General features: G+C 65.8%; 34 protein-coding genes. 21 read left to right on the top strand and 13 right to left on the bottom strand.

Annotation, left to right across the window (positions count from 1 at the left end):
• Positions 1–47 precede the first annotated feature (47 nt).
• The 10 genes from BS329_RS09760 to BS329_RS09715 all read left to right on the top strand — a co-directional run bounded on the left by BS329_RS09760 (position 48) and on the right by BS329_RS09715 (position 7531).
• Positions 48–1064, top strand: a complete 1017-nt coding sequence (locus BS329_RS09760) for a hypothetical protein (protein WP_143252957.1) — start codon at positions 48–50, stop codon at positions 1062–1064.
• Between the two features lie 14 nt (positions 1065–1078).
• The gene (locus BS329_RS09755; protein ID WP_076158360.1) at positions 1079–1402 is read left to right on the top strand and encodes a hypothetical protein; all 324 of its coding nucleotides are present in this window, start codon (positions 1079–1081) and stop codon (positions 1400–1402) included.
• Positions 1399–1899 (top strand): WXG100-like domain-containing protein, encoded by a 501-nt coding sequence (locus BS329_RS09750; RefSeq protein WP_076158358.1) that lies wholly within the window; start codon positions 1399–1401, stop codon positions 1897–1899. The genes BS329_RS09755 and BS329_RS09750 overlap by 4 nt, the downstream gene beginning before the upstream one ends.
• Complete coding sequence (locus tag BS329_RS09745; protein ID WP_143252956.1) at positions 1892–2443, top strand: hypothetical protein; 552 nt, start codon at positions 1892–1894, stop codon at positions 2441–2443. Before BS329_RS09750 ends, BS329_RS09745 begins: the two co-directional genes overlap by 8 nt.
• Positions 2444–2452: 9 nt before the next feature.
• On the top strand, positions 2453–3121 hold the full coding sequence (locus BS329_RS09740) for a hypothetical protein (RefSeq protein WP_076158352.1): 669 nt from the start codon (positions 2453–2455) through the stop codon (positions 3119–3121).
• A gap of 61 nt (positions 3122–3182) precedes the next feature.
• Positions 3183–3617 carry a hypothetical protein gene (locus tag BS329_RS09735; RefSeq protein ID WP_076158349.1) on the top strand — a complete coding sequence of 145 codons (435 nt, stop codon included), beginning with the start codon at positions 3183–3185 and terminating at the stop codon, positions 3615–3617.
• On the top strand, positions 3614–3937 hold the full coding sequence (locus tag BS329_RS09730) for a hypothetical protein (protein WP_076158346.1): 324 nt from the start codon (positions 3614–3616) through the stop codon (positions 3935–3937). Before BS329_RS09735 ends, BS329_RS09730 begins: the two co-directional genes overlap by 4 nt.
• 1501 nt (positions 3938–5438) lie before the next feature.
• The gene (locus tag BS329_RS09725; RefSeq protein WP_143252955.1) at positions 5439–6065 is read left to right on the top strand and encodes a hypothetical protein; all 627 of its coding nucleotides are present in this window, start codon (positions 5439–5441) and stop codon (positions 6063–6065) included.
• A 138-nt stretch (positions 6066–6203) separates the two neighbouring features.
• Positions 6204–6407 carry a hypothetical protein gene (locus tag BS329_RS09720; RefSeq protein WP_076158340.1) on the top strand — a complete coding sequence of 68 codons (204 nt, stop codon included), beginning with the start codon at positions 6204–6206 and terminating at the stop codon, positions 6405–6407.
• Between the two features lie 377 nt (positions 6408–6784).
• The gene (locus BS329_RS09715; protein WP_076158337.1) at positions 6785–7531 is read left to right on the top strand and encodes a hypothetical protein; all 747 of its coding nucleotides are present in this window, start codon (positions 6785–6787) and stop codon (positions 7529–7531) included.
• A 202-nt stretch (positions 7532–7733) separates the two neighbouring features.
• Here BS329_RS09715 and BS329_RS09710 read toward each other — a convergent pair whose 3' ends face one another.
• The 3 genes from BS329_RS09710 to BS329_RS09705 form a co-directional block, all read right to left on the bottom strand.
• Positions 7734–8474: an NYN domain-containing protein gene (locus tag BS329_RS09710; RefSeq protein WP_076158334.1), complete on the bottom strand. Its 741-nt coding sequence runs from the start codon at positions 8472–8474 to the stop codon at positions 7734–7736.
• Positions 8475–8536: 62 nt separating this feature from the next.
• Positions 8537–8779 (bottom strand): hypothetical protein, encoded by a 243-nt coding sequence (locus tag BS329_RS42440; RefSeq protein ID WP_143252954.1) that lies wholly within the window; start codon positions 8777–8779, stop codon positions 8537–8539.
• A 21-nt stretch (positions 8780–8800) separates the two neighbouring features.
• Positions 8801–9334, bottom strand: a complete 534-nt coding sequence (locus BS329_RS09705) for a helix-turn-helix domain-containing protein (protein WP_076158332.1) — start codon at positions 9332–9334, stop codon at positions 8801–8803.
• A gap of 36 nt (positions 9335–9370) precedes the next feature.
• Between BS329_RS09705 and BS329_RS09700 the strand changes: the two genes are divergently transcribed.
• Together BS329_RS09700 and BS329_RS09695 are read left to right on the top strand one after the other, a co-directional pair.
• Positions 9371–10285, top strand: a complete 915-nt coding sequence (locus tag BS329_RS09700) for an alpha/beta fold hydrolase (protein ID WP_076158329.1) — start codon at positions 9371–9373, stop codon at positions 10283–10285.
• A 36-nt stretch (positions 10286–10321) separates the two neighbouring features.
• Positions 10322–10657: an alpha-amylase family protein gene (locus tag BS329_RS09695; RefSeq protein ID WP_244197094.1), complete on the top strand. Its 336-nt coding sequence runs from the start codon at positions 10322–10324 to the stop codon at positions 10655–10657.
• Here BS329_RS09695 and BS329_RS44120 read toward each other — a convergent pair.
• From BS329_RS44120 to BS329_RS09685, 3 genes are all read right to left on the bottom strand, one after another.
• Positions 10654–10920, bottom strand: coding sequence for a hypothetical protein (locus BS329_RS44120; RefSeq protein WP_208619193.1), 267 nt, complete (start codon positions 10918–10920; stop codon positions 10654–10656). The genes BS329_RS09695 and BS329_RS44120 overlap by 4 nt on opposite strands.
• An 81-nt stretch (positions 10921–11001) precedes the next feature.
• A complete protein-coding gene (locus tag BS329_RS44115; protein ID WP_208619192.1) occupies positions 11002–11259 on the bottom strand; it encodes a DUF6262 family protein in 258 nt (85 codons plus the stop codon).
• Positions 11256–12575 carry a tyrosine-type recombinase/integrase gene (locus BS329_RS09685; protein ID WP_244197093.1) on the bottom strand — a complete coding sequence of 440 codons (1320 nt, stop codon included), beginning with the start codon at positions 12573–12575 and terminating at the stop codon, positions 11256–11258. The genes BS329_RS44115 and BS329_RS09685 overlap by 4 nt, the downstream gene beginning before the upstream one ends.
• Positions 12576–13399: 824 nt before the next feature.
• On the opposite strand from BS329_RS09685, the gene BS329_RS09680 reads away from it, so the two are divergent.
• Complete coding sequence (locus tag BS329_RS09680) at positions 13400–13978, top strand: DUF3800 domain-containing protein (protein WP_076158326.1); 579 nt, start codon at positions 13400–13402, stop codon at positions 13976–13978.
• A 301-nt stretch (positions 13979–14279) separates the two neighbouring features.
• On the opposite strand, the gene BS329_RS09675 is transcribed toward BS329_RS09680, so the two are convergent.
• Positions 14280–14960, bottom strand: coding sequence for a DUF4145 domain-containing protein (locus BS329_RS09675; protein WP_076158324.1), 681 nt, complete (start codon positions 14958–14960; stop codon positions 14280–14282).
• A gap of 139 nt (positions 14961–15099) precedes the next feature.
• Here BS329_RS09675 and BS329_RS09670 point away from each other — a divergent pair, with 139 nt between their 5' ends.
• The 5 genes from BS329_RS09670 (at position 15100) to BS329_RS45125 (ending at position 18286) form a co-directional block, all read left to right on the top strand.
• Entirely contained in the window at positions 15100–16146 is a 1047-nt protein-coding gene (locus BS329_RS09670; protein WP_158075766.1) for a hypothetical protein, read from the top strand.
• 22 nt (positions 16147–16168) lie between these two features.
• Positions 16169–16504: a hypothetical protein gene (locus BS329_RS42435; protein WP_143252951.1), complete on the top strand. Its 336-nt coding sequence runs from the start codon at positions 16169–16171 to the stop codon at positions 16502–16504.
• A gap of 176 nt (positions 16505–16680) precedes the next feature.
• Positions 16681–16839, top strand: coding sequence for a hypothetical protein (locus BS329_RS43300; RefSeq protein ID WP_158075765.1), 159 nt, complete (start codon positions 16681–16683; stop codon positions 16837–16839).
• 382 nt (positions 16840–17221) lie between these two features.
• The gene (locus BS329_RS09660) at positions 17222–17986 is read left to right on the top strand and encodes an endonuclease domain-containing protein (protein ID WP_076158319.1); all 765 of its coding nucleotides are present in this window, start codon (positions 17222–17224) and stop codon (positions 17984–17986) included.
• Between the two features lie 174 nt (positions 17987–18160).
• Positions 18161–18286, top strand: coding sequence for a hypothetical protein (locus BS329_RS45125; protein ID WP_279628138.1), 126 nt, complete (start codon positions 18161–18163; stop codon positions 18284–18286).
• 61 nt (positions 18287–18347) lie between these two features.
• Here BS329_RS45125 and BS329_RS09655 read toward each other — a convergent pair whose 3' ends face one another.
• The 3 genes from BS329_RS09655 to BS329_RS44450 all read right to left on the bottom strand — a co-directional run bounded on the left by BS329_RS09655 (position 18348) and on the right by BS329_RS44450 (position 20328).
• Entirely contained in the window at positions 18348–19106 is a 759-nt protein-coding gene (locus tag BS329_RS09655) for a DUF7019 family protein (protein ID WP_076158316.1), read from the bottom strand.
• Between the two features lie 195 nt (positions 19107–19301).
• Positions 19302–19715 (bottom strand): pentapeptide repeat-containing protein, encoded by a 414-nt coding sequence (locus BS329_RS42430; RefSeq protein ID WP_076158313.1) that lies wholly within the window; start codon positions 19713–19715, stop codon positions 19302–19304.
• 43 nt (positions 19716–19758) lie between these two features.
• Complete coding sequence (locus BS329_RS44450) at positions 19759–20328, bottom strand: hypothetical protein (RefSeq protein ID WP_244197092.1); 570 nt, start codon at positions 20326–20328, stop codon at positions 19759–19761.
• A gap of 1068 nt (positions 20329–21396) precedes the next feature.
• Between BS329_RS44450 and BS329_RS09640 the strand changes: the two genes are divergently transcribed.
• From BS329_RS09640 to BS329_RS42425, 3 genes are all read left to right on the top strand, one after another.
• Entirely contained in the window at positions 21397–22518 is a 1122-nt protein-coding gene (locus tag BS329_RS09640) for a hypothetical protein (RefSeq protein WP_076158308.1), read from the top strand.
• Between the two features lie 187 nt (positions 22519–22705).
• Positions 22706–23029, top strand: coding sequence for a hypothetical protein (locus BS329_RS09635; protein WP_076158305.1), 324 nt, complete (start codon positions 22706–22708; stop codon positions 23027–23029).
• A gap of 9 nt (positions 23030–23038) precedes the next feature.
• Positions 23039–23305, top strand: coding sequence for a hypothetical protein (locus BS329_RS42425; RefSeq protein WP_143252949.1), 267 nt, complete (start codon positions 23039–23041; stop codon positions 23303–23305).
• A gap of 50 nt (positions 23306–23355) precedes the next feature.
• Here BS329_RS42425 and BS329_RS09630 read toward each other — a convergent pair whose 3' ends face one another.
• The 3 genes from BS329_RS09630 to BS329_RS09615 all read right to left on the bottom strand — a co-directional run bounded on the left by BS329_RS09630 (position 23356) and on the right by BS329_RS09615 (position 26118).
• Positions 23356–23556 carry a hypothetical protein gene (locus BS329_RS09630; RefSeq protein WP_076158303.1) on the bottom strand — a complete coding sequence of 67 codons (201 nt, stop codon included), beginning with the start codon at positions 23554–23556 and terminating at the stop codon, positions 23356–23358.
• A gap of 1362 nt (positions 23557–24918) precedes the next feature.
• Positions 24919–25290, bottom strand: a complete 372-nt coding sequence (locus tag BS329_RS09625; RefSeq protein WP_076158300.1) for a hypothetical protein — start codon at positions 25288–25290, stop codon at positions 24919–24921.
• 312 nt (positions 25291–25602) lie between these two features.
• A complete protein-coding gene (locus BS329_RS09615) occupies positions 25603–26118 on the bottom strand; it encodes a hypothetical protein (RefSeq protein ID WP_076158295.1) in 516 nt (171 codons plus the stop codon).
• Positions 26119–26216 lie beyond the last annotated feature (98 nt).

Raw genomic sequence — 26216 nt, 5'->3', positions numbered from 1 at the left:
ACCGAACCAGGGCACCTGCACGCGAACGTGCGAGCGCAATCGTTGCCATGGCAGGGCCGCAGTACACGCGCTGGACCCACAGGCGCCAGTCGTTGGAAATTCAGGAAAGACCGTTTGTCGTGTACCGCGACTCGCCGCAACGCCATCAAGGGTTGGAGCTTGTCTCTTTGGCGACTACTCTTTACCTGCGAGTGATGAGTTGGTGCTGGCCGAGCCGGACTGGGGGGCGCGTGGATAACGGCGAGGACTATGACACGCTTCTTGCCGAACAAATGGACAGGCTGAGCCGGATCCGGACAGGCGCCACGCCGGACTCAATTCAGGACACCGGCGACCGCGAGGCAGTGGGATCTTCCGCTGACGCTGCCGTGCGGGTGACGATGCGCGAACGCCGGGTCGCGCTCGTCGCTGTTGGCGCAGGCGTCACGGGGCGGCCTCGTCGTGAGGTGGCGCAGTTGTTGCGGGAAGCGGTCAACAACGCCGTGCCCCAGTCCTTGTCTCAGGACCCTCGGGCGGGCGATCCGGGGCCGGACCTCGTGGCGCTAGGCGAACAGCTCACGGGGTTCGCGCACGACAGTGCTCAGTCGCTGCGCCGGATTCAGGAAGCGGCGGAGCAGATGATGGGCAAGCTGGCGGGGAAAGTCCGGCTCCAGGGCGACGCGTCGCCGCAGCACGTTGACTTCCTGTTCGAAGACGCGGTGGAGGTCGTGCGGTCCGTGCAGGACGCGCTCGGCAAAGACGCATCGGCTCCGGTCACCGGTGAGGGCCGGGACGAGTCGAACACGGCGGCGGCCACGGTGTCCGACGGCAGCGTGAGCCAGCTGATCCTGCCAGGTTTCTCGCCGCAGATGCCGCCGAAGGTCCTCGGGCAGGCAGTGCAGGAGGCGGTGAACGCCGCACTGGCGGACTGGGAGAACCGGAACGCGACGGCGGCACGGCAGGCATCGGATCCGGAAGCACTGCGGCGGCTGGCCGAGCGAGCCGGCGCGGTGCGTCGGCAGAGCATCGAACACATGCGCGCCTACACCGACGAGATGACGGCGATCATGCGCAACGCCGAGTAACAGGGGAGGCTACGGTGAGCGGGGGATTTCAGGTATTCCCGGAGCAGATACGCGGGGCGGGCAGCGCGCTGGCGGGCACCGGGAAGTCGTTGGCCGGCGAGGTCGCGGCGTTTCAGTCGCAGACCGCCGCGCTTGGCGACGCCTTCGGCGACGACGATCTGGGTTCAGCGCTCGGGACGATCTACCAGATCGCGTCCGAAGCCGCTTTCGAGTCCTTCCACGACAACGCCGAGGGCATCGGCGACGTCGGCCAGACGCTGCAGATCATGGCCGGCAGCTACGCGGACTACGAGTCGACGGCGAGGGATTCGCTGCATCAGCTGGGGGGCCTGGTATGACGAACGGGGTCATACTGCCCGCTGAGCTGTCCGGGTTGCTCAACACCCTGGGCTTCAACTGGCCGCTGAGCAACGAAGGGAAGCTGTTCGACCTCGCTGGTCAGTGGTCGTCGTTCGGCGACCGTCTGGGGCCTGCCGCAGCCGAGGCCGACGGGCATGCGCAGCAGGTGCTGGGCAACAACTCCGGCGAGGGTGTGGACCGGTTCGGGAGCTTCTGGTCTGGCGGCGAGGCGCCGAAGCAGAATCTCGACGACGGAGCCACCGGGGCCGCGCTGATCGGCACCGGCCTTTACGTGTGCGCTGGCGTAGTGGTGGCGCTCAAGACCGCCGTCGTGGTGCAGCTGGCGATGCTCGCGGTCGAGATCGCCCAGGCCATCGCCACTGCGGTGCCGACCTTGGGCGCTTCGCTGCTGGAGATCCCGGTTTTCCGGGAGATCACCAAGCTGCTGCTGGATCAAGCTCTCAACCTCGCGATCTCCTCGGTGCTCAATGGCTAAGGGCAAAGGAGCGGCTAAGGCAGCGGCGGCCGGCGCCGGAGTGCTCAAGCCCGCCTTGTCGAAACTCCGCAAGGGCCAGCGTCCAGCCGGTGCCCGCGGGAAGCCGGGTGGTGTCGGTAAGACGCCAGGGGCATGGCGCAACAAGCTCAACGCGAAGGACCGTGCCAGCTACGACAAGCTCCAGAACGCCATGAACGCTTCGGCTGGCCGGTCGGCCAGCCAAATTCGCAGCGGCTTGTCCAACACTCAGATACAAAACGGCCAGAAGCACCCCTGGCTGCGGAGCATGTACGTGGGCACGGAGATCGAGAAAGACACGGCGCGCCGCGTGGCCCGGGACACGAATATCTCGCATCTGGGAGCGAGCAACCCCGGCAAGGCGGTCCCCGACTTCCAGATCGGTGGCAAGCACAACGTCGACATCACCGGCGGCAGTGCGTCCTCGACGAGAACGCACATGAACAGGCCCTACTATCATCACCCTGATCAGATACTGTCCTATCCCACCATCCCTAAAACCAAGCTCGAAGACATTTTCCGGTAGGAAGCACGGATGACCCAGACCTACGTCAAAGAGAAATTCGAGTACCGCAAGATCATCGAGTCGGCGGCGACTTTCACGGATCTCGCCTTCGAGCAGTGCGCCTTCGTCGGCGGGGTCATCATGCAGGAACACGACGACCCCACCTACCCGCTTGCCCTCAGCAACATATCGCTGCACAAGTGCAAGGTGGGCAACGTCGTGCTCTACGGTCTCCGATGCGACAACGTCGTCGTCGACACCCTCAGCCACGGCAAGCCCATCGAGTTCGAAGCATGCGTCTTCGATCGCGTCACCTTTCGCGGAAGTCTTGGTGCCGTCCGTTTTTCTCCCGCCATCGACGAGGAACCACGGAAATCTTTTGCGCCCGGGGCGGCGAAACTCTACGAAGAAATCGACTGGGCCTTGGACATCACGGAAGCCGAGTTCAGCGACATCGAGATCTGGGACGTCCCTGGGCATCTCGTGAAGCGTGACCCGGAAACCCAGTTCCTCGTGCGCCGGGCCACGGCAGCCGCGGCGGACATTGACGCACTGCCCCCTTACGCACGCGTGTTGGTCGAACGTGCCGCCGAGGCCCCGTACGACACCAGCGTCCTCGCCGCGCCGATCCGCTCCAAGAGTTTCGAAGAGGCACTCGACGCGTTGCGGACGCTGCGAGACCTGGGGATCGCCGAATGACCCGCGAGCCAGCCCTCCCGTAGGATTGGGCCATGTCCGCGACGTACCAGGCAGGAACGTGATGTTCACAGACGTGTTCAGCGCCGGACCCGGCTCGCTGCCCGGCTACCGCGCCGCCGGCTTCCCCGACCCGACGACGTTCGGCTACGCCACCGTGCGCGCCAAGGGCTTGGACCCGGTGAGCCTTGCGGCACTGGACGTGCTGCTGTCCGACGTCCCCTTCAAGACCGCCCTGGAAACCGCCAACGCGACTCCTGTGGACAACCCTGACCTGTATGCAGCGCCAGTCATCACCACCCTCAGCGAACGGGTCGTCAGCATGCTGCCTGCGGTCGGAGACGATTCGCTCGGCCGGTTGGCGACGGACTGGCGCCAGAACCCGGAACTGATCAACCGCGACCCGACCGCCCTGCATACCTGGCTCCAGCAGGTCCGCAAGCTGTGCCGCGACACCGTGCCCGCAGGAAACCTGCTGTTCGTCTGGAACTGCCTGTGAACATCACCAGCCGCCAATTCGACGCCGCCCAGCAGCACCGTTGGCTGCAGGCGGCCTACTACCACGAAGACGTCGTCGAGACCATGCTCGGCAACCCCGACATCGCCGACGATGACAACATCACCACGCCCAGGACCAGTGCTGCGGTCCCGATGGACTACCCCGATGCGCTCATCGGCGGAAACCATGCAATCCACGTGTCTCCGGAAACCGAGATCAGCAAACGCGCGCACACCAGCCGGCCCGGCGTGGCCGACACCGATCAACTCGTCACCTACCCGCCCGCGACGAGCGAGTTCCTCGTGGAGATATTCCACTGAATCCACCGGGGATAGGCGTCTAGCGACGGCGCGCAGCTCGAGCACCGGAAACCTGGGCTCGCAGTCGCGGATTCCAGCGACGGTGCTAATGCGCCTGGATCACCGCAGCACGCCCTCTCGCAGGACTTTTCATTCGTTCCGACGTCGCGGTCAGCTAAGCGCGCAGGTGGACCGCGACACGCTTGCCGGGGCTCCCGGCAAGCGGCGCTCTGAGGTGTTGGAAATGCCTCTCGACCTCGACTCCGCGACCAGCCCGCTCGCGATGCCGCGCACCAGTTGAGCGACAGATGCTCGCCAGGTTCTTCTTGCCTCGCGGTCTTCATGCTTAAGCACTGTCAGTCAGCTCCGGTCGCCGCCCCCGGCCAGCGCGGGTCGACACACTCTGAACGCACGGGAGCCGCAAACCGGGCAGCCACCCTGCAGCTCTGTGTCCCCGAACGGACCGAGCTTCACGTGCGGCGAGACGACCTCGACGATGCCGTCAGGGCCGGGCGGCTCCTTAGCGGAGATCGCGGTGATGGCCCATGGGCACGGACTGTACTGGCGGACCCTGCCACCGCCCTTCGGCGCGCAGGATCAGCTGGAACGGGGAACTCCCCGACGCACTGGATGGCGGCGCCGGGAAGTTCAAGAGCAGGTTGTCGAGGTCATACCACCCCCAATCCAGCTCCGAGGCCGACTAGTCGTGTAAGAGGTTGGCCCAGACTGATCGATAACAGCGCTCCGCCGGTTATTGCCACTGCGGCAATCGGAAATCCGGAGGTGGTCAAAACGGCAACGAAAAACAGTGTCGCCACCAGCGCCAGCACATTCCAGCCAAGCGATGTGTTACAATTTTTCCTAACGTGGCGCCCAGTTGAGCGCATAGAGATATCCATAAATTGATTCCTTACCGTACGTGCCCGATATCGGGCGATCTATATACTTGCTAGTGGCTTATCTGAAGCCAGATGCGCTGGCGCGCAAGGCGTTAAACGCCTGACAGACGCCCCCTACTCCCGTGCTCCACGTGGCAGAAGAAGTCCGCTATAGAGATTCTACATGTCGTGCAACTACCCTGAAAGCAGCGGCGAAATCCCCGAATTTCACGAGTGGAATTCGGGGCTCAACTCGTCATTCCTGATGACTTCAGGATAGCATAGACGACCCTTGTTGCACGAATGGTCGACGGCCGGGAAATGCCAATAAAGCCGCCAGGTTCGCCTTGTAAAACATGCGCATAAAGACGTTACTGTCTGCGCGAGGAAATGTCAGCTCAGGCCTGCATAATGGCGAGGTCCTCGCCAGGCGTCGTGCGCCCGGCCTGCCGGGATTCCGGCATGGGTGCGCAGCCAGTCGCCGATCGCGACCGGGCTCGGATTCAAGATCCACATGACGCCCCTCCCGAGAGCCTCGAGATCACTACCGATAACCCAAGATATCGGTAGTGGCCCGGTCAGGCTGCCGCCGAACGAGTGTTGTCAGCTTTATGCTGACGCACTGTCAGCCTTATGCTGACATGGTGACGATGGACGAGAACGTGGTCGAGCAGACGATGGACGAGGAACCGGTCGGCGCGGACGCGGCGCGGCTGCTCTACGCCGACGACGCGCGTCGGCTGTCCGACTTCGCGCGCAGGCTCGTCGCGACCGAGCGAGACCACGCCCCCGGCGACTACGTCCACGAGGCGCTTCTTCTGCTGAAGCAGGCCGAGCGACTGGCGGAGCTCGCCGTCGTCGTCGAACGAACCCGCGGCGCCACTTGGCCCGAGATCGGCGCGGCCGCCGGCGGCATCACCAAGCAGTCGGCCCAGCGCCGGTGGGCCGACGCGGCCGCGACCGTCGACGCGCTGGCCGACGGGATCGGCGCCGACGCCCTGCGCAGCCGGAAAGCCGCCACGAGCCGGAAGCTGGCGGAGGACCTCGACGCCTGGTACCTCCGGCATCTCGAACCCAGCGACGTCGCCGACGACACCGACCAGCCGGTCAGCGGCTACCTGACTAGAACCCCTACGCCGCGTGGCCCCGCGCGGCGGGTACCTGCGGAGATCATCCGTCCGAACCTGCTCGAGGCCCCAAGCATCGGCTCCGACGAGGCTGCGGGAGGTGGATTAGGCCCCACCGGGGGAACGCCAGACAAGAGCCGTTGACCTGGGAAAACTCGGCTGACGACTGTTGACAGCCGTTGACAATCCACAAAGGCCAGCTTGACCGGAGACGTGCGCGTGAATATAAAGCGAAGCGGGCCCCGAAGGTTCTCTCCTGATCTTTAAGGAGAGGACTGTGCGATGTGGCTCTGGGTCTTCGTCGGCGGCTACGCCGTCTTCGTCGCCGCACTGGCCGCCTGCTGCCTTCGCGTCGCACTGAGCAAGCACTCGACCAAACCCCGGCGGGACATGGCCTACAAGATGTTCCGGCTCATCTGGGGCGTCAACCTGCTCGGCGGCCTGGCCACCGCGGTCATCAAGCTCCAGCAGGCTGGACTGCTGTGAACCGGCGGGTGTTCCGGGCGCAGCCACCGGCGTTCGCCCGCGTCACCGAGGCAGGTTGGAATGCCGGTTGGTGGCATGTTCCGTCCGGGTTCTCCGCGATCAACCCTGCACCTCTGCCCGCCGCCAGCGTGGAGGCTGGCACGACAGGGGGCGAACGGCGCGTAGCCGAACGCGTTGCCGAACACCGTCGCCTGGGAAATCACCATGGCGAAGTCGGGAGGCGGTGGTGTTCGGCCATCGATCGTTTTCCGAATATCTCGGGACAATGCCGTTACGGCGTTCGGGTGGCGTGGCGAAGGCACGCGTTGGCGCTCCCCTCAGGGTATTCAGCCGGGCGAGATCATTCGATCTCGACTTGATGATCTGAAGGGGGAGCGATGCCGAAGCCGACGTTGACGGTGCAGAACGCCGCGATCGCCACGGCAAGTGTGGAGATCAAGACTCTGACGGTGTCTGGAAAGCAGGTTACGCTCGCGGTGTTCCGGCAACTGCTCGAGCAGCCTCTCGTCCTGGACGACGGCACGCTGGCTGGCCAGCCCTGGGGTGTCGTCAACTACCACCCCGACAAGTGCGGGAATGCCGCTGAACACTGGCACATCGTCTGGCAGGACGGCAGCGACTTGCGCCGCAGCCGGGTGCAGATCAAGCCTTCCTTCGATCTCTTCCGGCCCGACGAGGCGGACGACTTCATCGCGTCCTGTGTCTACGACCTGTTGTCCACCGGGACCACGCCGTATTTCGAGGGCAAGCCGCCCGTGCAGAAGCTGATGACGGCCGCTTGGGACGGGATCCCGGTAACGACAGGTCATGACTTCTCTGTCTACATGGCCTTGCCGGACCAGGCCCGCGCTGTCGTTCGCGCCGGCGAGAAGCTCGCGCACGCCGAAAGCCTGTACAGCGGCTCGACCTCGGATTTTGCCGCCAACCAGGTGAGCGAGGCGAAAGCGAGACACGAAGCGGCCATGTCCATCCTCGCCGACGAGATCACGGAACTGCGCGCGACCACCGACGAGCTGTACACGCGCTACCGCGCCACGGTTGAGCACGAGCATCGACGTCGGCTTCGGCACGTTGCTGTTCGGGACGAACTGGCTCAACTGCCGCAGTTGTTCATCGCTGTCTGATTCGGCGCTGCGGCAGGTCTTCCCTCGTTCGGGGCCTGTGCCACCGTCGACGTCGTGACCAACACTGGAGGTCCAGCAGCATTCGAGGGAGGTTGATCCGGATGGCGAACCGCGAAGGCTGACAAGCCAGTACACGGAAAAGGGGCTGCACGGGCGGATGTTCGCCGCGCAGCCCCTTCCTTCCGAAGCCGGCGGCGCCGCATCACCTTTCATCGGCTGAGGTGATGAGCGCGAGAGTGATGTCATGTCCGGAGGTACCAGCGGTGCGGACGCGGTGCTTGAGGCGGGCAAGGAAGTCGCGGAAGCTGCGGCAGCCGTAGTGGATGGTGTCGAAGGCGGGGTCGAGGGCGACCATCTTCGCTTTGACCTGCGCCGCGGTCGGGGTTGCGGTGGTGATCTGCTCCATCGCCGTGACCAGCAGCGCCTCGGCGTCGGCGAGCTTGTGCCCGGGTGCGGCCGCCGGCGCCCCGGTGACGTCGTTTGCGTCGGCGGTGTCGGGTTGCGGGTCGACGCGGGCGACGATGGAGCCGAACAGCTTGTATTCCGAGCACACCGATACCAGCCGGGCGCTGGCTGCGCTTTCGGCGCCGACACCGATGACGTGCTTGCCGTGCTCGCGCAGCTTCGCCACCAGCGGAGAGAAGTCGCTGTCGCCGGAGACGAGAACGAACGCGTCGACGCCGGGATGGATGAGCAGGGTTTCCATCGCGTCGACGGCCATGCGGATGTCGGCGCCGTTCTTGCGGTCGGGTTCGTGCGCGAGTTGCACGAGGTCGATCCCGTTGCGTTCCAGGGCGGGCTGGTAGCGGCCGAAGCGCGGGTCGGCCCAATCGCCGTAGGCGCGGCGGATCGTGGTTGCCCCGTAGGCCCGGCACAGCCAGGTCAGCGCTTTCGGCGGGACCGGGTCCACCCGGCCGGGCAGGCTGGCGATCGCCCCGAGCACCAGGTTCTCGAAATCGACTTAACCGACCATGGCGACTGATATTCGGTTCGTGACCTGGGGCTTCACGTGACCAGCATGTGTGTGACGTGACGTTGGCTCGCCTGCGGGAAACCACCTGTTCGGGTGAGCACATCAGCTGCCACGGCAAGGGCGGCAAACAGCGCATCACCCCGCTGACCGGCAGTACCGTGACTCTGCTGCGCGGCTGGCTGGCCGAACGCGCCGGCCTGCCCGCCGATCCGGTGTTTCCCACCGTCGAGGCCACCGGCGCAGCCGAGATGGGCTGCAACGATGCGTCGACGCACGCGGGGTCCCACCCTGACGGGTCATGGCTCGACTTCGGTTGGAAACATAATCGTGGCCAAAAGGTGCCGCCTGCGGTCACGGGACGGGTTGTGGTCGAGGCGCTTCCGAACTGCCACTATGAAGTCGTCATAGAGGGCCTCCTTCTCGGCATCGTCCAGCCAGAGCGAGACCTGCCGGTAGGTCACCATGTCCGCCGTCGGGTCGGCACCCTTTCCGCTCAGATACACCTCAAACTCGCCCAGGAGCGACGCGATCCCTGCTGCGAAGCCACGGCGATGGTCCTCGTTGCTCATCGCCGCCGCCGCGGCGCCGTCGATCACCGTTCGCGACCGCTGCAGCCGGTAGGTGCGCTCGACCGCGCCAGCCTTGCGCTCCTCGCTCTCGACCTCGATCAGCCCACCCTCGACCAGCAGCCCGACGTGCCGATACATCGTCGCCTTCGGCACGTCCGGCAGTCGCTCACGCAACTGCGAGGTCGTGAACGGCCGGCCGTCGAACACGGCGTTCACGATCCGCAACCGGATGGGGTGCAGCATCAGCTGAGTGATCTCCATTGCCACATAGTCCCATGATTGATACCGTTCCCAAACATGAGACTAGCTGGAGATGGACTCCCGTCCCTGGGGCAGCACGTCGATGTCGACGGACACCAGCTGTGGTTCCATCGCTCCGGCACCGGTAGCCCCGCCGTCGTATTCCTGGCCGGCGCGGGCGCGATCGGGTTGGATTACCTGCTTGCGCACGACCGGATCGCCGAGTTCACCACGTCGATCATCTACGACCGCGCCGGGACCGGCTGGAGCGAGGACGCTGTCCTGCCGCGCTCACTCGATGAGGTCAACGACGAGTTGCGCGCCCTGTTGCGCGCCGTGGACGTGCCGCCGCCCTACGTGCTCGTGGGCCATTCACTGGGCGGCGCCTACGCCCAGCGCTACACCCAGCGGTTCCCGGACGAGGTTGCCGCGTTGCTCCAACTCGAACCGCTGCACCCCGACTACGACGACTACATGCCCGAACACCTGAAGCTGTCCGCCAACAACACCGCGGACATGGCGCTGCCGGAGCTGACCGACGACCTCGTCGCCCTGGCCCGCGTCCAGTTCGAGAGCGGCATGCTCGACGCGTTCCCCGACGGCATCCGCGGGCAACTGATCGACAAGCATGCCAGCCCCGAGAGGCTGCTCACCGGGGTACGCGAAGGCGCGAACGTCCAGGCCCTGTTCGACGAGCTCCGGGCCGGCAGCCCGTTGCCCGATGTGCCCTTGATCGTCCTGTCCGGCACCGCTATCGGCGCCGAACAGACCATGTTCCAATCCGAGGACAACCTTCGCGAACAGATCGCCGGCAGCCAACGCTTGTTCGAGGCGATCACCTCCGCAACTCCTCACGGCGAACACCGCGTCCTCAGCGACGCCTCACACATCACCATCCCGATGGTGAGACCAGACGCCGTGGCCGATGCCGCACGCGACCTGCTCAGCCGCGTCCGCGTAACGAAGATCTGACCGGGCAGACCCGACATCACCGGAAGGGTGAGCATCATGACGGAATCTGACTTGCCCGCCCTGCGGGCACGGGCCGAAAACGGAGACGACGAGGCCCTCGACGAGCTGATCGAGCTCGCGACCGAGCAGGGAGACATGAACGAACTCCGACGCCTTGCCGACGGCGGCAACTCCGGCGCAGCCGACCAACTCATCGAGCTCGCGACCGAGCGCGGCGACATGGACGAACTCCGGCGCCTCGCCGATCGCGGCAACGCCACCGCGACCGATCAGTTGATAACTGGGACAGTGCTCCACTGTCAACACTCCAACTATGCATCGGTTGGCGTCACAGTTGCCTCGATGACTCGATGGTTGACCGGAAAGAGTTAATCGGCGGGCGGCGGGCTGCAGGGTAGATCGGGTCCGGCGAGGAGCTGCGCTTCAAGGTCGGCGACGCGTTTGTCGAGGAATCGGGTGTTGTCTCGGGCGCCTTGCAGGCGTTCGTGCAGGCGCCGGTTCTCCTGAGTCAGCTGGCGGGCTGTCTGTTTGAGGGTGGTGTTTTCGGTGACGATCCGCTGTATGCCGTCCTCGGGCAGGTCCTGTTCCAGGTCGCGGATCTTGCCCAACAGTTGCCCGATGCCGTTGCGCTGCAAGGAAATTTTCTCGTTTGTGCGGCTGAGGGCGTCCTCGGCGTTGAGTGCTCGCTCGCGCCAGGTCGCCTCGATCTTCGTGGCTTATTCGGCTTGGTCCCGGACGCGCTGGCCGCTGGTCGCGGTGGCGGCGTCCTCGACGAGCTGGCGAGCTGTCGGGTTCTGATAGAGGAAGGTGCGGGAGACGTCGGCGCGTCGGGCGACGGCGGCGACGGTGATCTTCGCGCGTTCGCGGCGCATCTGGCGTAGTGCCTCGCGGATGCGGTCGAGCATCTTCTCGATGCCGCTGCGGCGGGCGTTGAGCGCGGCTGCGGTGCGAGTGGCGGTGGGCGTGGTCGTCACGCGGGTTGCTCCTCGGTGACGTTGTGGTCCCCGCTGTTGTCGGCGACGTCGGCCAGGTCGATGGCACGGAAGTTGGTGCTCCAGATGCGGTGGAAGTAGTCCTGCGGGCGGCGCAGGGCCATCGCCAGGGCTTCATCGAGCAGGCCGAGCCCGGCCAGGGCTTTCTCCAGTCCGGCGATGGCGCGGGCGGTGGGTTCGAAGACCTGGTGCAGGTAGTCGGCGGTGGCGTCGTCGGGTGCGCGTTCGGCGATCGAGCGCCATTGCTCTTGCTTGCGGCGCCAGTAGAGCAGGTCGGCGCCGGAGAGCACGAACTTGTCGCAGTTCTCGCAGTCCAGCTTCCAGGGGCAGGCCTCGCCCTGGACCACGGGCTGGAAGGTGCAGAACCCGCCGTCGGCCGGGGTGCTGCGGCGCGAGAGGTCCAGTGCCAGGGCCATCGCCTGTTCGCGAGTCAGGGGTGTGGAGTCCCCGGAGATCAGTTCACCGGGATTGGGTGCGCCGGGACCTGCCACCCAGACCGCGTGCAAGACGTCCTCGAGGTCCGAGTTCGAGATCTTGGTGTAGTGCTCCGCCATCCGGTCGCTGACCTGCCCGAGGTAACGGCGGATGTGTGCGAGCGTCGCGCCTGCCCGGAGCAGATTCGTCGCGAGAGTGTGCCGGGCCTGGTGCGCGACGGTGCCGTCGAGTTCCAGAGTGTCCACCCAGGCCCGGAAGCTGCGGTTGAAGTGGGCGTAGGAGATCGAGTGATCCTCGCGGGGGTTGCGCACGTCGGTGGGAAACAAGGCGATGACCGCCCGCTCCTGCCCGGTGGGTCGGCGGCCGTGCCGTCGTTCGAACCGCTGCAAGGTCTTGTCGCGACGACGATCCAGCCGTTCATAGAGCACTTCGGGTATCCGGATGCCCTCGTTGAAGTTGCCGACTTTGGTCTGGTCGTGCCAGAGCATCGGCAGGCCCCGGTAGCGGCCGATGCAGTCGAGCCTGAGCTGAACCACCTCGCGGCATCGCCGTCCTGTGTAGACGATGGCTTCCCAGATGTCGCGGAGTCCTCGATCGGATTCGTCGAACTCGTCGTCGAATTTCTGAAGGTTGCCCTCGTCACCGAGGGCGCGGGCGACCTCGTCGGTGAACGGGTTGCGTGAGCGCCTGTGGTTGTCTCCCGCGTGCGGGATCGCGGTGATGAAGCCGCGGTCCAAGCCGATGGCTGCAGCCTGGCCGGATTCGAGTGCGCTGTAGAGGACCTGGCGGGAGTGGTGGAACACCGCTCGCCGGGCTTGCGGGCTGACCAGCGATGGTTTGCCGTCGTTACGCGACAGGCCCAACGACGGCAGACCGTGCCGTTCGCGGTGCAGTTGGTCGGCGACGAACCGCTGAGCGTGCTCCTTGCGCAGCAGGCGGGCGTCGTGGCCGTGCTCGGGGGCCGTCGGCCTCGAGGAAGGTGCTCAGCTCGATCGCCGACCGCCCGCCTACGCCAAACGTCGAAGACGACCACTTGTCGCCGACGACGAGGCCCTGATCACCGCGCTGCGCACCGCCTGGCGCTGGAGCAGCCCAGCCGCCTGAGCCCGCCGTGTCCCCACCCAATAGGGAGCGGGCATCGGCTGTCAGCCCGCCACGCACTACGGCATCACCGAGGCCGCCGCCCGCCGCCTCATGTCCGACGCCAAGATCCCCGTCGTCCGCGGCTACCCGCGCGACGTCGCGCTCGGCATCCAGCGTCCCGGACGCCGCGCCGGGCCCGGCCGCAGCCACAAAGGCCCCCGCCCCGTTGGCGACGAGGCTTAAGGCTTGCTCCGCTGCGCGGCTCTCGTTCACGCACCTCTGTCACTGAGGAACTCGATATCGTCGCCGAAGTTCGTCTCGCGCGGCGCGATGTTTTACCCGGCGGTCCGCCGTGTCGGACATGTACGTAATGCTGGTAACGAAGCGCGGCTGCGCAGGACGAACCGATGGCTGTCGGCGATTGGGAACCGCGAAAGTCCCGCACGACCAAGGATTTTGCGTCACGGGTCACCGGAAGACGCTCCGCAATGACGTCCGCTTCGCTACTGGTGTCATGATCGAAGTCGGCACACCAGCCCGAACACAGCGCGGCGTGGATGCGGACACGGCGATGTATGTCAGCTTCGCCCCTTACGCTTAACGGATGTCCCCGCCGCAGGCCTTCGTCGACGAGTCGTTCCATGAGGACACGACTGGGGGCTTCTACGTGCTCGCGGCCGCGGTGCTGCCGGTCGCCCGGCACGACGAGCTGCGCGAGGTGATGCTGGAGGTTCGCGGCAACCGCCGCAGCAGCAAGCTGCACTGGTACCCGATGGACCACCAGGAGAAGCTCGACGTCACCAAACGCGTCGCCGACTTCGACGAGCTGCAGCTGGTCACGATCGGCTCGCCGGTGCGTCCGCGGCGGCAGGAGCGCGGCCGCGCGCTGTGCCTACAGCGTCTGGTCGCCGAGCTGCACGGCGCCGGCGTCGACACCCTGATCGCCGAGGCCCGGCAGGACGAGCTGAACAAGCGCGACATCGCCAGCGTCCGGCACGCCCGGCACCTACTGCCGAAAGGAACCTCGTTCCAGATCGAGCACCGGTTCGGCGTTGACGAGCCACTGCTGTGGATCGCCGACATCGTGGCAGGGGCGGTGCGGGCCCGGATCAACGGCAACGACGCGTTCTTCCAGCCGCTGAGCAGCTGCGTGCACGAGGTTCAGGTGGACACGACGACCTGAACGGGCTCTGGACATGCGTAAGGCCAGGCTCCCGGTCATGCCCCAGGTCACCTGGCCTTGCGACTCGCCTGACGCCCACGGCGTCACGCTCTCAACGTGCGGATTCGTCCTCTCCTCCGCGCGTACCGCTCCATCTATCGGCATCCAATGGACATCCGAGGGACATCCGATGCCGATGGAGCGGCACGATGAGCGTAACGCAAGAACGCATATAAACGCATACGGATGCGCGCTGATTCACGATGACGGAAGCGATGACGCTGTCGTCGTTCGTTCCGACGTCGCAAACGATCACGTTCTGCTATTGCTCCAGCGCGTACTTTTCGCGCAATGGCGCAGGAAGCTTCGCGAAGACGTCCCGAAGCATCTCGGGGCGAGCGATGCGTTCGTCGGCGAGCTGGTTCACCGTGTCGAGCATGAGCTCGAAGAGGGCGGGTCCTTCCTCGTCGTCGAGGAAGAGCACGACCAGCTCAAGGGGCTGGTCATCGACATGTACGACGCCGTTGGCGGTCAGCCGGACGACATGCAACAGCCGCCCCAGCTCGGAGCTGACCTTGCCATGAAGCCTGTCGATCCGGTCCTTCAAGTTCATCGACCCTGACGCGCCGGGGTCGACGTGACGCAGCAGCTTGTCCAGGGCCGCACGCGCAAGGGCCGCCCCTGCCCGGCGCGATCGCGGCGCGACCTCGGCTGCCTCGTTGTACAGCTCCAGGACCTCAGCGGGAAGGGCCGGATGCGGAGGCTCACCGAGCCGACTCCGATGCGGGTACACCATGTTCCCGTCTAGCCACAGGGACATCTCGTCACACGAGCCACATTTGGCCGCGTGCCAGCGAATTCTGTCCTGGAAGTCGGCATGAGGTATGTCAGCTAGCTGCAGAACATCGTGTTGCTCACGGCTGCGCAAAGGGGTGACCCACGTCTGTTGTGCGAACGCGCCGCACTCCGGGTGCGGGCAGACGAACCGGGGCTGCTTGAACACGGGCGCCCGATCCTGAGGCTGAGATGGCATCCGGACACGGTAGGGCAACAGCCACGGCATCCAACAACGGCGGACACGTACCGTCAGTTCCCGCTCGATAAACGGCATGTATCGGGCCGAGTTCGCAGGGTGACCATGGATGGAAACTGGAGCGCTTGACCTGTCGTCCTTTGGGCGCCGCCGGACGCACCCGTGGCAGGGAAGGGCTGCGCTGATCGGTGGGACCTGCTCGGTGTCCGGCATGGTCTACCTCGTCTACGACGAGGTCGAGTCCATGCTCAGGATCGTGGACGAAGAACTCGCGCACGTGATTGAGCGGCCAGAACCTGTCGTCAGCAACACGATCACTCCCACCGCGCTGATGCTGTCCAGGCCCGGCGGCGGCGAGATGCCACTGGAGGAGCCCTCTTTTCGCAGCGCTGATCGGATGACGTTCCTGCACGGGCTTCTCCGCGAGCGCAAGCCGCGGATCGAGTTGTGGCCGACGCTGCTGGTGACGCCAAAAACGGTCAGCCGCGTCGTCCTGGGCCCGTTCGGTGACACCGACATGTCACTGGGTCACTTCCTGCGCGCCGCGCAGGAACTCGACGTCGCGAACGTCTACGCCCGTTACCTGCGCCCGCCCGCCAGGGAACCGGCCACGTTGCAGGACGGGTTGATCGTCCAGTTCGTGTACGGCGGGATCCTGCACATCTGGGCCGGAGCGCAGCTAGACGACCCGGAAACCGCCGAAACGACAACCTCGTATCCGAACGCGGAGCAGCAGGAGGTCATCGACACCATCGTCGACCGGCTCGCCGCCGACCCCGCCTACCGGGCCTTGACCCGCAAGTCTGATCGGGAGAACTACGGCCGCACCGAGAACGGCGAGCTCGCCGAAGCCGCCCGCGGTGAGCATCCGGTGCTGCCGCCGAAGTTCGTCTACCGGGCGCTGCAGGCCGCCGCCGGCCGCGTCGACCAAGGCGCCCGCGCCGCCTACGCCAACGTCGAAGACGACCTGCAGGACCTGACCGACGAGCTCAACGCCGATTCCCAGTACCTGCTCATCTCCGACAAGACCGCGCGCCGCCACTACCTGCGCACCCTGCTGTTCGAGCGCTACGGCCAGTACGCGCCAGCCCCAGCCCTGGTCGCGCGCCTGCTCGACGCCACCAGCCACACCCGCCCGACCCAGCGTCCCCGCTGACAACACCGACGAAAGCGATGTCATGGCGACCGAATTCGAGATGCGTACCCAACCGATGCGCCTGAGCCAGGGGTCCGTACTGCAGTTCAGCCCTGATCCGGGCTGGGAAGTGCAATTCACCGAGCCGGACGACGAGAAGACCCACACGCTGCCCATGATCGGCTGGGCTGTGACGGTCCAATGGACCGGATACCACGTGCCGCCCGACGAAGCCGAAGCTACAGAGAAGAAAGCCAACGCCGAGACCGACATCAAACCGGTCGTGCTGGCCGACACCGGACCGGAAATCCTCAGTCATTACCTGTCCGACAGCACACCGCCACGCACTACATGGCGGATATCCCGGACAGACGCATAGAGACACCATCGTGCTGGCCGAGGGACTGGCCTCGGCCGCCTACTCGGCCGCGGCGGTGAACATGTCGCCGGGGCGGAGTAGTCGAGCGCGACCTGCAGGCCGGACCGGTCGTCGACGGCGAGCTTGCCGGAGAGCTTCTCCTCGAACACCTTCACGCAGATCGGGCTGAGCGCGTCGTGCTGCTGCTGGGTCTCCTGCTTGCTCGTGCTGACCCACACGAGGACCGACGAGCGCCATCAGGACCGGCCGGGCTGCTGGAGGCCGAACTCGATCTCGTCGAGCGGCACGCCGTCCTCGGCCAGCCGCATGGCTTCGGCCAGGACGGGCGTACCTGATCGCGCATGATCGTCGCGACCTGATCGGGCGTCATGCCCTTGCCCGCCATCGTGGCGTCGAACCGGGCCGTGTCGGCGGCCACGACGTCGCGGATGTGGTCTTCGGTGCTCATCTCCACCCCAATTCGTTCATAAAACGTGTTCGGAACCTGTACCGAGCCCACCAGTAGATGAACGGGTTTCCGAACACTGTCACTTGGCGCGACGCCGGGGCTGTCGATGTCCGGAGTCGTCTGCACGGATGTCCTGAAGTCCTGCGCACGCCCTGGGTGATGCGGCTCTCCCGCGCTACGGCTTGACCGCTCTGTGGCGTTGAGGCTGCCTAGTCGCTGGCGGCTTTCTTTCCACGAGAATTGTCGGACTTGTGTGCCATCGTGAGTGAATGCAGGGCGATGTTCCTGAGGTTCGCATCGTCAATGGGCGTCTGGTCACGCCGCCCGGCGTGCCGATGGTGTGGCTTCCGCAGGATGGGCAGGTCATCGCGAAGATCCCGGCCAGGAAGGGCAACCGGCGGTGGCTACACCAAACCGTTCGTATCCGTTCCCCTCGCCTTGACGGGGATCGGTGGACCTTGCCCCGTAGCTGCTTGGTCAGGCTGGTGACAGCGGCGATCGACCAGTACGGCTACATCGTGGTCTGCCGGGACATGTCCACGCTGTCGCGGTGTACCAGGTCGTGCTTGGAGGCGACCGGGGTCGACTGCGACTGCTCGTGCCTGGGTGCCCATCACGGGGCTGACTCCAGCAGTTGGTTCGAACGCGTCGGAGACGCGATGGTCGCCGATCTCGGCGAGGCCAAACGCACCACCATCGTCTACAGCGCGAAGACCGATGACTCCGAACCGGTGATCTACAGTGGCGAGCTGAGCAGGCGGCACTATCGGCCCGACCCCGCAGGCCGCCGCGGTTGGCCGGCGGCCTCGCGATTCATGTGCGCCTCCTGCATGAGCGTGCGGGCCCGCGTCTGGGACCACTGCCACACGCACGGATTCGTGCGGGCGCCGCTGTGCAACACCTGCAACACCCGTCATTGGGGCGGATGGCAGCCGCAGCATGGACGAGCTGTTCCCAGCTCCAACCTCGACACCAGTTACTACCGCTGGTGTCCGCTGTTCAGCGACGAGCGAGAAGCGCCGTGCAGCGCGTAATCACCAGCCGCGCTGCGTAGATCTGACGCGCCTTGCGCTCCGCTGACGGGCGTCTCATGAGGTTGGTGACGCGAGTGTGCCCAAAGTGTGGGCGAGCGCTGCGGCGGCGGCGAGGTGCCAGGAGGTTTCTGCGCTCAGGCGCGGGCGGTTCGCCAGTTTCGGTGTCCACAGGAGATGAACGTGGTCGACGGCGGGATCACCGTCGATGAGGAACGGATGCATCATCAAGCTCTACCCAAGATCTGCGTCGATGATCCCGACGGCGTAGATATCGATCCGAACATGGTGCTCGCCGAGTGACTCGGCGTGCCCGACCTGTGACTATTGCCGCCCTCGACACCTGGAGTGTCGAGGGGCGAACTCATCCTTCGTCAGCGTGGTTTCTTGCCATCGCGACATAGAGGGGTGTGGCGAGGACTGCGTGGACGTCTTCTTCTTCGCCGAACCAATCGCCTCCTTCTCGTTCGACGGTGGCGGGCCCGTGGATGATGGGCACGGCCAGAAATTCGAGATGTTGCGTCGGTCCGCCGAGCCTGGTTCTGGCCACCTCGCGAAGTCCTACTTCGGGCGGGTCGTGCGCGGCGGCGACGTCCTTGCTTCCTGCTGCGCGGGGGGCGAGGCTCTGTATCCAGCGCCATCGTTGGCCGTGTCCCGGGCTGCCGAAGATATGTTCTGCAATCACCGGGAGAATGTTGGGGGTCACTGAGCGCCTGCGCACTTCCCTGTCTTCTTCGGCGGGTCGTTCTCCGAGAACATGTCGACTCGAACCGGCGAGCACGACCACGTGCGAGCTGTCACGACCACGGAAGAGCGCCGTGTCATGCCAGTCGCAGCGCCACTGCATGGGCATCGAGCCGCGGAAGTACTCTCGGCCAGGCTCCTGGATGGTGCCCACGTGATGGCGCTTGTCGATGTACCGCTCGACCAGTTGCAGCTTCGCCATTCGCGCTGCGTGCGGGTGGTCGGCGCGGCGCAGGGTCAGGCTGGCGAGTTTGAGGTCCACCTTGGCCTCGGCGCTGATACGCCTGCGCAGCGCCGGATTGATCTGTTCGAAGAGCATCTCCAGCTTGGCGTCGGAGACGTAAAGGTAGTAGCGCAGGGGTGGCTTGCGGCGGAACATGGGGCTCCTCTCAGCCACGCGCTGGCTCATCGCGCGGCCCCGATGTGGCGGTTTCCAGGTAGCGGTGCAGCCCGCAGTCCTCTGCACACGGGGACGAAAGCCCAGCTCGTCCGTGCACGCTAGTACGGACATCGACATCCGGCTCCCCGACGTGGTTATGTGTTCGGAAACCGATCGTTTTCCGAACACACTAAGTCAGCCAGACTGGCCCGAGTCATCGCGCTTGTCGTCGGAGGCAAATGTGGGCTGGAAAGGCTCACTGCCCAACGTTGCTCCACGGAACCTGGCGTCGCCGGTGAAGGTCGCCTCGTCGAACCTGGCGTCGCCGGTGAATGCTGTCTTGTCGAACCAGGCTTTGCCGGTGAAGGTCGTCCTGTTGAACCAGGCGTCGCCGGTGAAGGTCGCCCCGCGGAACGTGGCGCCGCCAGTGAAGGTCACCTCGTCGAACCTGGTGCTGCCGGTGAAGGTCGTCTTGTCGGACCAGACGTCACCGGTGAAGGTCGCCCCAGAGAACCGGACGTCGCCGGTGAAGGTTGTCCCAAAGAACCAGGAGTTACCGGTAAAGGTGGCATGGCGGAAAGTGCCGGTTCCGACCCGGGCTTGGGTCAAGGTGAATTCGATGAGCAGGGCGCCGGTGAGGTCGAGGTCAAGCTCACCCCAATAGGCGGTGCCGCAGTTGGGGTTGAGGTGGTCGCTGAGCAGGCGTTGGGCGGCGAGTCGGACTTCGCGTTCCTGCGCCCTCTCGCGGCTCGCGGTAGAGCTCGCGTTGTTCGGCGCTGGCACCCTCGTCGCGATCCTTCTCGACTGGTAGGTCGTACGACATGCGCAGATAGGCGCAGAAAACATTGACGATGGTCTGGCGCTGGGATTTGTTGTCCTGGGCGAGGCGTTCCAGGGCGTAGAGGCCACTGAGACGGACCGGCGCCTTCTCGGAGCCGAGCAGTTCGGCGGCCTTGAGATACATCTCCGTAATCCGGCGCTCAACCGCGTCCGTACGGGCGTCGTCGGCGGTCCGCTCCTGGTGGGCAAGGCTTGCCTCGGTGGAGTGCTGGCGGCGCCAGGCGAGGTAGAGCGCGACCACGCCGCCGCTGCCGACACCGATGCTGAGACCGATCTTCAGCGCGTCCAGTCGGGCCTTCACCAGGTCCGCGCCGGTGAGCCCGGCGGTGGCCCGCCACCACAGCACGATCACCGCGCCCGCGGTGAGGATCGTGATCGCCACGGCGGTCATCCACATCGCGGCCGGTGTCAGCTCCCGCAGCCGTCTCCCCGTCACGGATACCGGGGTGCTGCTGCTCGGGGGCCGCGTGTCGTCGGTCATGACCTGAGTCGTCGCGGAAACCGGGTGAGACGTTGCAGACCCGAGGCGATCATCTCGGCGACGCTGTCCACGATCATCGTCGGGGCACGCCGAATCCGGGTGAGCTGACGCCCAGCCGCCGCGGGTTGGACAAAAGCTGGTTCGCCTCAGGTGCTTCGACCGGGATCGAAGGTCGGGCGTGGACCGAGAGTGTGCAACAGCGGGTGAGTTAGTGCTGCGGTACGGGCCCGGTCGCTGCAACGACGGGTTCGTACCGCAGGTCCGGTGCTTCGCCTAGGCCAGACGTTCTCCCGGGAGCCCCACCGCGGCGAGACCGGCCTTCTCAGACCGGTTCCATGGCGGAACCTTCCTTACTATCGCCAAAACCGCAGCTCACGGCAAGTTTCTGTACATAGGGTGTACATCACCCGACCATGCCTGCCGGGGGTGGCGCACGCCTTACGGTGCAGGAACTGCAGTTCTATTCCGAAGATTCGGAGTAGATACTTCGCGTTTCACGGGCGGGATCGTGTACACCGTTCAGGCTCTGTGGTGCACATTTCTGGACATCCCGGAGGTGTCCGGGGCGGACGTGAAGTGCCTTGGTGTGCACACAACGGCACAGTGTCAGGGGCGCGCTCGCCGGGCGGGCGGCCCTAGTGTTGGGCTCATCCGCTTCGCATCCCCTTGCCGGAGTTTCGTGGCTGCAACCACGCCGGGACCAGGGGCTCGAGGCGGTGCTGTTGATCCGAATTCGCCTAGGCCAACCCGAAAGAGGTCACGACCGATGTGCCCGTCGCGGCGTTCTCCCGCCGACCTGTCTCCTCCCACCCGTCCCCCGGCCCAGCCGGTGCAGCTCCTCTGTGTGCTGGGGCTACTGATGGCGTTCGCGCTCGTCATGATGCTCCTGGGCAACCCCGGCGCCGCCAGCGTCGGCTACGCCGTAGCGCTCGGCACCGCCGGCCGCCGCATCGCCGGATGAGGCCCGCCATGGACGAACTCACCACGGCCGGATTCCCCGACGGCGACGACTTCACCGCCGCCACCACCGAAGCCGACTACATGCGCGCGCTGCGAAAACTGCAGATCCACACCGGCTACAGCACCAACGAGACCTCCCTGAAGTGGAAGAAGGCCTTCCCGAAGACCAGCCGCTCCCGCACGTGGGTCTACAACCTCCTGCGAGGAGACAAGCTGCCGTCGCAGGCCGCCCAGCTCAAAGAGCTGCTGACCGTGTTCGTGCAGGCCTACGAACACCGCACCCCCACCGTCGAACGCACCGTCGCTGCCTACCTCGAACCCGGCGTCCGGCTCATCCACGACCGTGCCCACCGCAAGGCCGAGGAGCGCGTGCGCAAACAGCGTGCCCGCGCCCACGCCACCTCGGCCGAGGCCAAGCGGGAGGACGAGGACGACACCGCCTTGGAGCCGACCTCCGAGTTCGGGCCTTTCCCCGTCATCAGTGACCAGGGAGTCATCGACGTCGGCGACCGTGCCTTCCCCAGCGCCAGCTGGCTCAACGAGCATCTGCCACCGGAGGCCGACCTAACCTTCGGCTCCACAACCTCGGATGCCGATACGAAGCCCGACGCCCCTATCAGCAGTCGCCGTCGCACAACATTCTTTGCCAGGTCGAGACAGCACCTGTCTCTGATCGCGTCAGCGCTCGCGCTGGGGGCATTCGTAGCGGCCGTCTACGTCGGCCCGGAGTGGGTTTCCGGTACGACCGGTTCCGGGCTGAAACCGGTCACTGGCAGCGCCGTCGCTCAGCACCCTGACGGGAGCTGGCAATGGGACAACATCGGCATCCACCCCGCCAATACCACTTTCACACTCGACGACACCGCCAAGCGGTACCTGGGTGGAAAACTCACCCGTGGCTCCGGCTGCTCTGAGGCCATCGTGGCGTGGACCTTCCAGGCCGACGGCGTCACCATCGCCCACGGAACCCTCGACAAGGGCACGACCGTCAACGACGTCACCGCATCCCTTGTCGGCAACGCCCAACACCTCACCTTCATCGCCAGCCGACAGGACGACGCCAACTACGCCGCCCGTAACGGCGACTTGCCCTGTACAGCAACCCTGAACTGGAGCGGCGACCTCAGCTGAGCCCGAACTACCTCGCAACTGATCGATTCCCGAACACTGTCCGGCGAGATCACCGTCGGCCAGCAGTTGGTGCAGTGGGCGGCTGGGCCGGACGCCACTCGAATGCCGGGTGCGTCGCGACTGTGCTTCCCTGCGGCATCGCACCACGATCGGAGCCAGGATCTGGTGACAACCAGCCAGCTGTGAGATGAGGGAGAAGGTCGCGATGGAGGGTGCGGGCAATGGCATGTGGGCGCTGGTCCTGCCCGGCTGGGAGAGCTTGAGCACCTGGGGTTACGACTCGGGTATCGGCAGTTTCTTCGCACAGCTGCCCCGCAACGGCAACAGCGACGACGACGGGCCAGACGTGTGGATCACGCCCGGGGCCGGCTTCCCGGTGGTGACCAGCCCAGCGCAACTGCAAGCCCTGATCGCCAGCTCCACCGGCACCGCAACCGCGGATGTGACCTCGGCGATGAATCACGCCGTTGACCGTCAGGGCGCGCCCGCCCACTACAGGCTCACCGTCTGAGGAGAAGGCATGGGACAACCGATGGGCTGGTCACCGAACGGCGCGCCGTGCTACGCCAGCGGTGCCGCACCGGCGTTTCTGTGGACGGAGAAACAACTACGCGAGCAAGGGCTGCGGCCCTCTGCCGGAACGGCGGATGCTTTCGTCCAGTCTCAGCACGGACCCGCGGCGCTGTATCTGATCACCTCCTGCGCGCTGGAGGACGCGGCCGCGTGGCCACCTCTCCGCCCCGCCGAGGGTGAGCCCGCGGCGGATAATCCGCCGTGGTGGCCATGATGGACGAGCCGAACGGTTCGAAGTCGTAGCGCACGAACCTCGTCATCGCGTTAGAGGAGGCCGAGGTCGTGGAGCCGGATCGCGATCGCGGCGAGACCGCCGGCTCCGGTGGCGGTACCCCAGATCAGCTTGAGCACGCGGAAGGCGTCCGCCCGGTGCTGCTTGTCAGGCCGGGACAGCGCGACATGGGTGGCGTAGCCGACCAGCGCGGCGATGAATACGGCGTAGCCGCCGAAGAACCAGGGCCACATGACGTCCGCGGTCCCTTCAGCCCGAGCATCGGTTTGAAGGGGTGGGCGATTCCGCGCGGGAGGTCGGCGTCCGGAGAGCTTCACCCGGGCTGGTCGGGATCCGACCAGCGAGCTGGGTCGGTCCGTGCCGCTCGTCTGCCGCTCGTCGGTCTCGTGAAAGCGAGGTTCTTCCATCACACTGCACCCGATTTAGGCAGATTGCACGGTTTCTACTGCTGGGTCGCCGCCTGGCGTGCGGACGGGGACGGTCGTCGTCCAATCCTGGAACGGCGCCACGATCAGGGCTTATCGTCATGTGCAGTCCTTCCGCACGGGAGTGTCGGGACCGCGGCCGAACGAGCTTCCAGGCCGAGTACGGCCGCGGTTGGCGTTGTGGCTCTACGTGAAGGACGGCGTCGTCGATCGACCTCGTACGCGTGGATCGGCGGCACACCCGGGCGGTGACGTTCGCGCGTCCTGAACCGGACGGGCGGCCTCCCCTGGCTTGGGGAGGCCGCCCGATCTTCGTTCTTCACAGTTGTGGCCTCGCCACACTTTATGGCCCTGAGCTGCAACGGGAGCACCCCCAACTCGCGTCATAGCGGTGACCGGACGGGGTTCCACGGTATGCGGTCGACCGACTTCGGCCGGGCCGATCAGAACGTCCTTTCGGCACTTTCTCCACCAGCGTTCGGCGCCCCGGAATTATCTACGTCAGCGGTCGGCTCCCCGGAATTCCGGATCGCTCGACCTGCACGAAATGCACTCGACCTACCGCCAGCACTAAAGCTTTCGGGGCCGATCCGGTGGGTAAGCAATGTCGTCAGCGTTCCGCGTTGCCCAGTCGAGGGGCTCTTCGATGGAAGCGATCTCCAGACGTGATCAGGATTCACCGTTGGCGCACGTCCGGCCCTGACGGCAGGTTCGCTCGGTCGCATCTTGCGCCGATCCGGCCGCCCCGCCCAGGGTGGAGGAGACCGACGCGGCATCGGAACAGGACAGGGAGGACCAGAGCGGCATGACCAGGCACGAGGACAAGTCCGAGGGCGACGGGCAGGGGCAAGTTCGACCCGGCGAAGACGGACCTCGCGTTCCTGCACTCGCACACGGTAGAGCTCGTGTTGCTCGGCGCTGGCGCAGTCTTCGCGGTCCTGTTCGTCCGGGAGGTCGTAAGGCATGCGCAGGTAGGCGCAGACGACGTCGATGTCGGTTGGGCGCAGGGTCTCGTTGTTCCGGGCCAGGCGCTCCAGGGCGTAGAGGCCTCCGAGACGGACCGGGGGCCTTATCAGAGCCGAGCTGTTCCACGGCCTGGAGGTAGAGCTCGTTGATCCGGTGCTCGACCGCGTCAGCGCGGGCGTCGTCAGCGACCCACTCCTGGTGCGCCTAGGTAGTGGTGGCGACCGCTTGTTGATGGGCCAAGGTGCGTTCGCGGTTGTCGAGGTCGGCTTCGGTGGAGTGCTGGCGTCGCCACGCGAGGTAGAGCGCGACCACGCCGCCGCTGCCCACGCCGATGCTCAACCCGATCTTCAGCGCGTCCAGCCTGGCCTTCACCAGGTCCGCACCGGTGAACCCGGCGGTGGCCGGCCACCACAACGTGACCACCGCGCCCGCGGTCGACACCGCGATCACAACTGCGGTCACCCACATCGCGACCCGGGTCAGCTCGGGCAACAGCGTCACCGAAGTCGCCACCGGGCTCGGCGCTGATGAGATGGTCGCGGCCACAGGCCGCGTGTCGTCGGTCGTGACCTTCATCGTCGCGGAAACCGGTGAAGACGTTGCAGACCAACGCACTAGACGAGCCCGGGGTCGTGGAGTCAGATCACGGGCGAGGCCGTCGGTCGTGGTGCCCCTGATCAGTTTGAGCACGCGGAAGGGCAGCCGTCTGGTGCTCGTGCTCGCCGAGCCGGAGAACACGATCTCGTCGGCCGCGCGGCTGCTCGGGGTTAGCTGCCAGGCGATCTACGGGTACGCGTCCGAACTCGCGAGAAACTCGCGGCGGCCGCAGGCGGTCCGCCGTGCTACCGAAGTAGCAGGCGACGATGATCAAAAGTTTGGGGGATGCTCCTAGGAGGCGTCCGGGGTCTTCACTTTCGAGTTCGCCTTCGGCGTTTCCAGCGGTAACTCGATGCGCTCGCCACCGGCGTCAACCTTTGCCACCTTCGGCTCGCCCTGGATCTGGCCGTCGATGACCGTCTTCCGCGCTGGAATGGCGTGCTCGAGCTTCGTCGGCCTCGTGATGTAGACGGCAAGCGCACCGAATGACGCGACGCCGACCAGAACCGCCAGGAGGTCGTGCACGCCAGCCAGGAGGCAGATCAGCATTGGGAGACTCGCGCCGACGACGTAGATTAGGAAGGCGAAGGCCGCCTCGATCTTCGGACCCCACGGCGTCCGGAGCGTCACGCCGCCGGAGCCGACTTTGCTCTGCCACCAGCCTGCGATGGAGGCGTCCGGCCCCCCGAAGACCGGTTCCGTCTCGGTGGCCCCTTCTACCTGCTGGCGCACCGTGGCCCTGTCGTTGACGCGAGGATCCGAATCCGGATCATCCTCGGGCAAGTTCGTCTCAATGTCGCGATACACGGGCAAGGCCGCCTTTCTTGATCTTGTTAACCGGCCACTCGGGCCAGACCCCACAAACTTCGATCCGACGATCCACGGGGCGCGGGAAGAGCCCAGCC

It is taken from the genome of Amycolatopsis coloradensis (assembly GCF_001953865.1).
Classification (GTDB): domain Bacteria; phylum Actinomycetota; class Actinomycetes; order Mycobacteriales; family Pseudonocardiaceae; genus Amycolatopsis; species Amycolatopsis coloradensis.
This window is presented reverse-complemented; position numbering and strand designations above follow the sequence as displayed.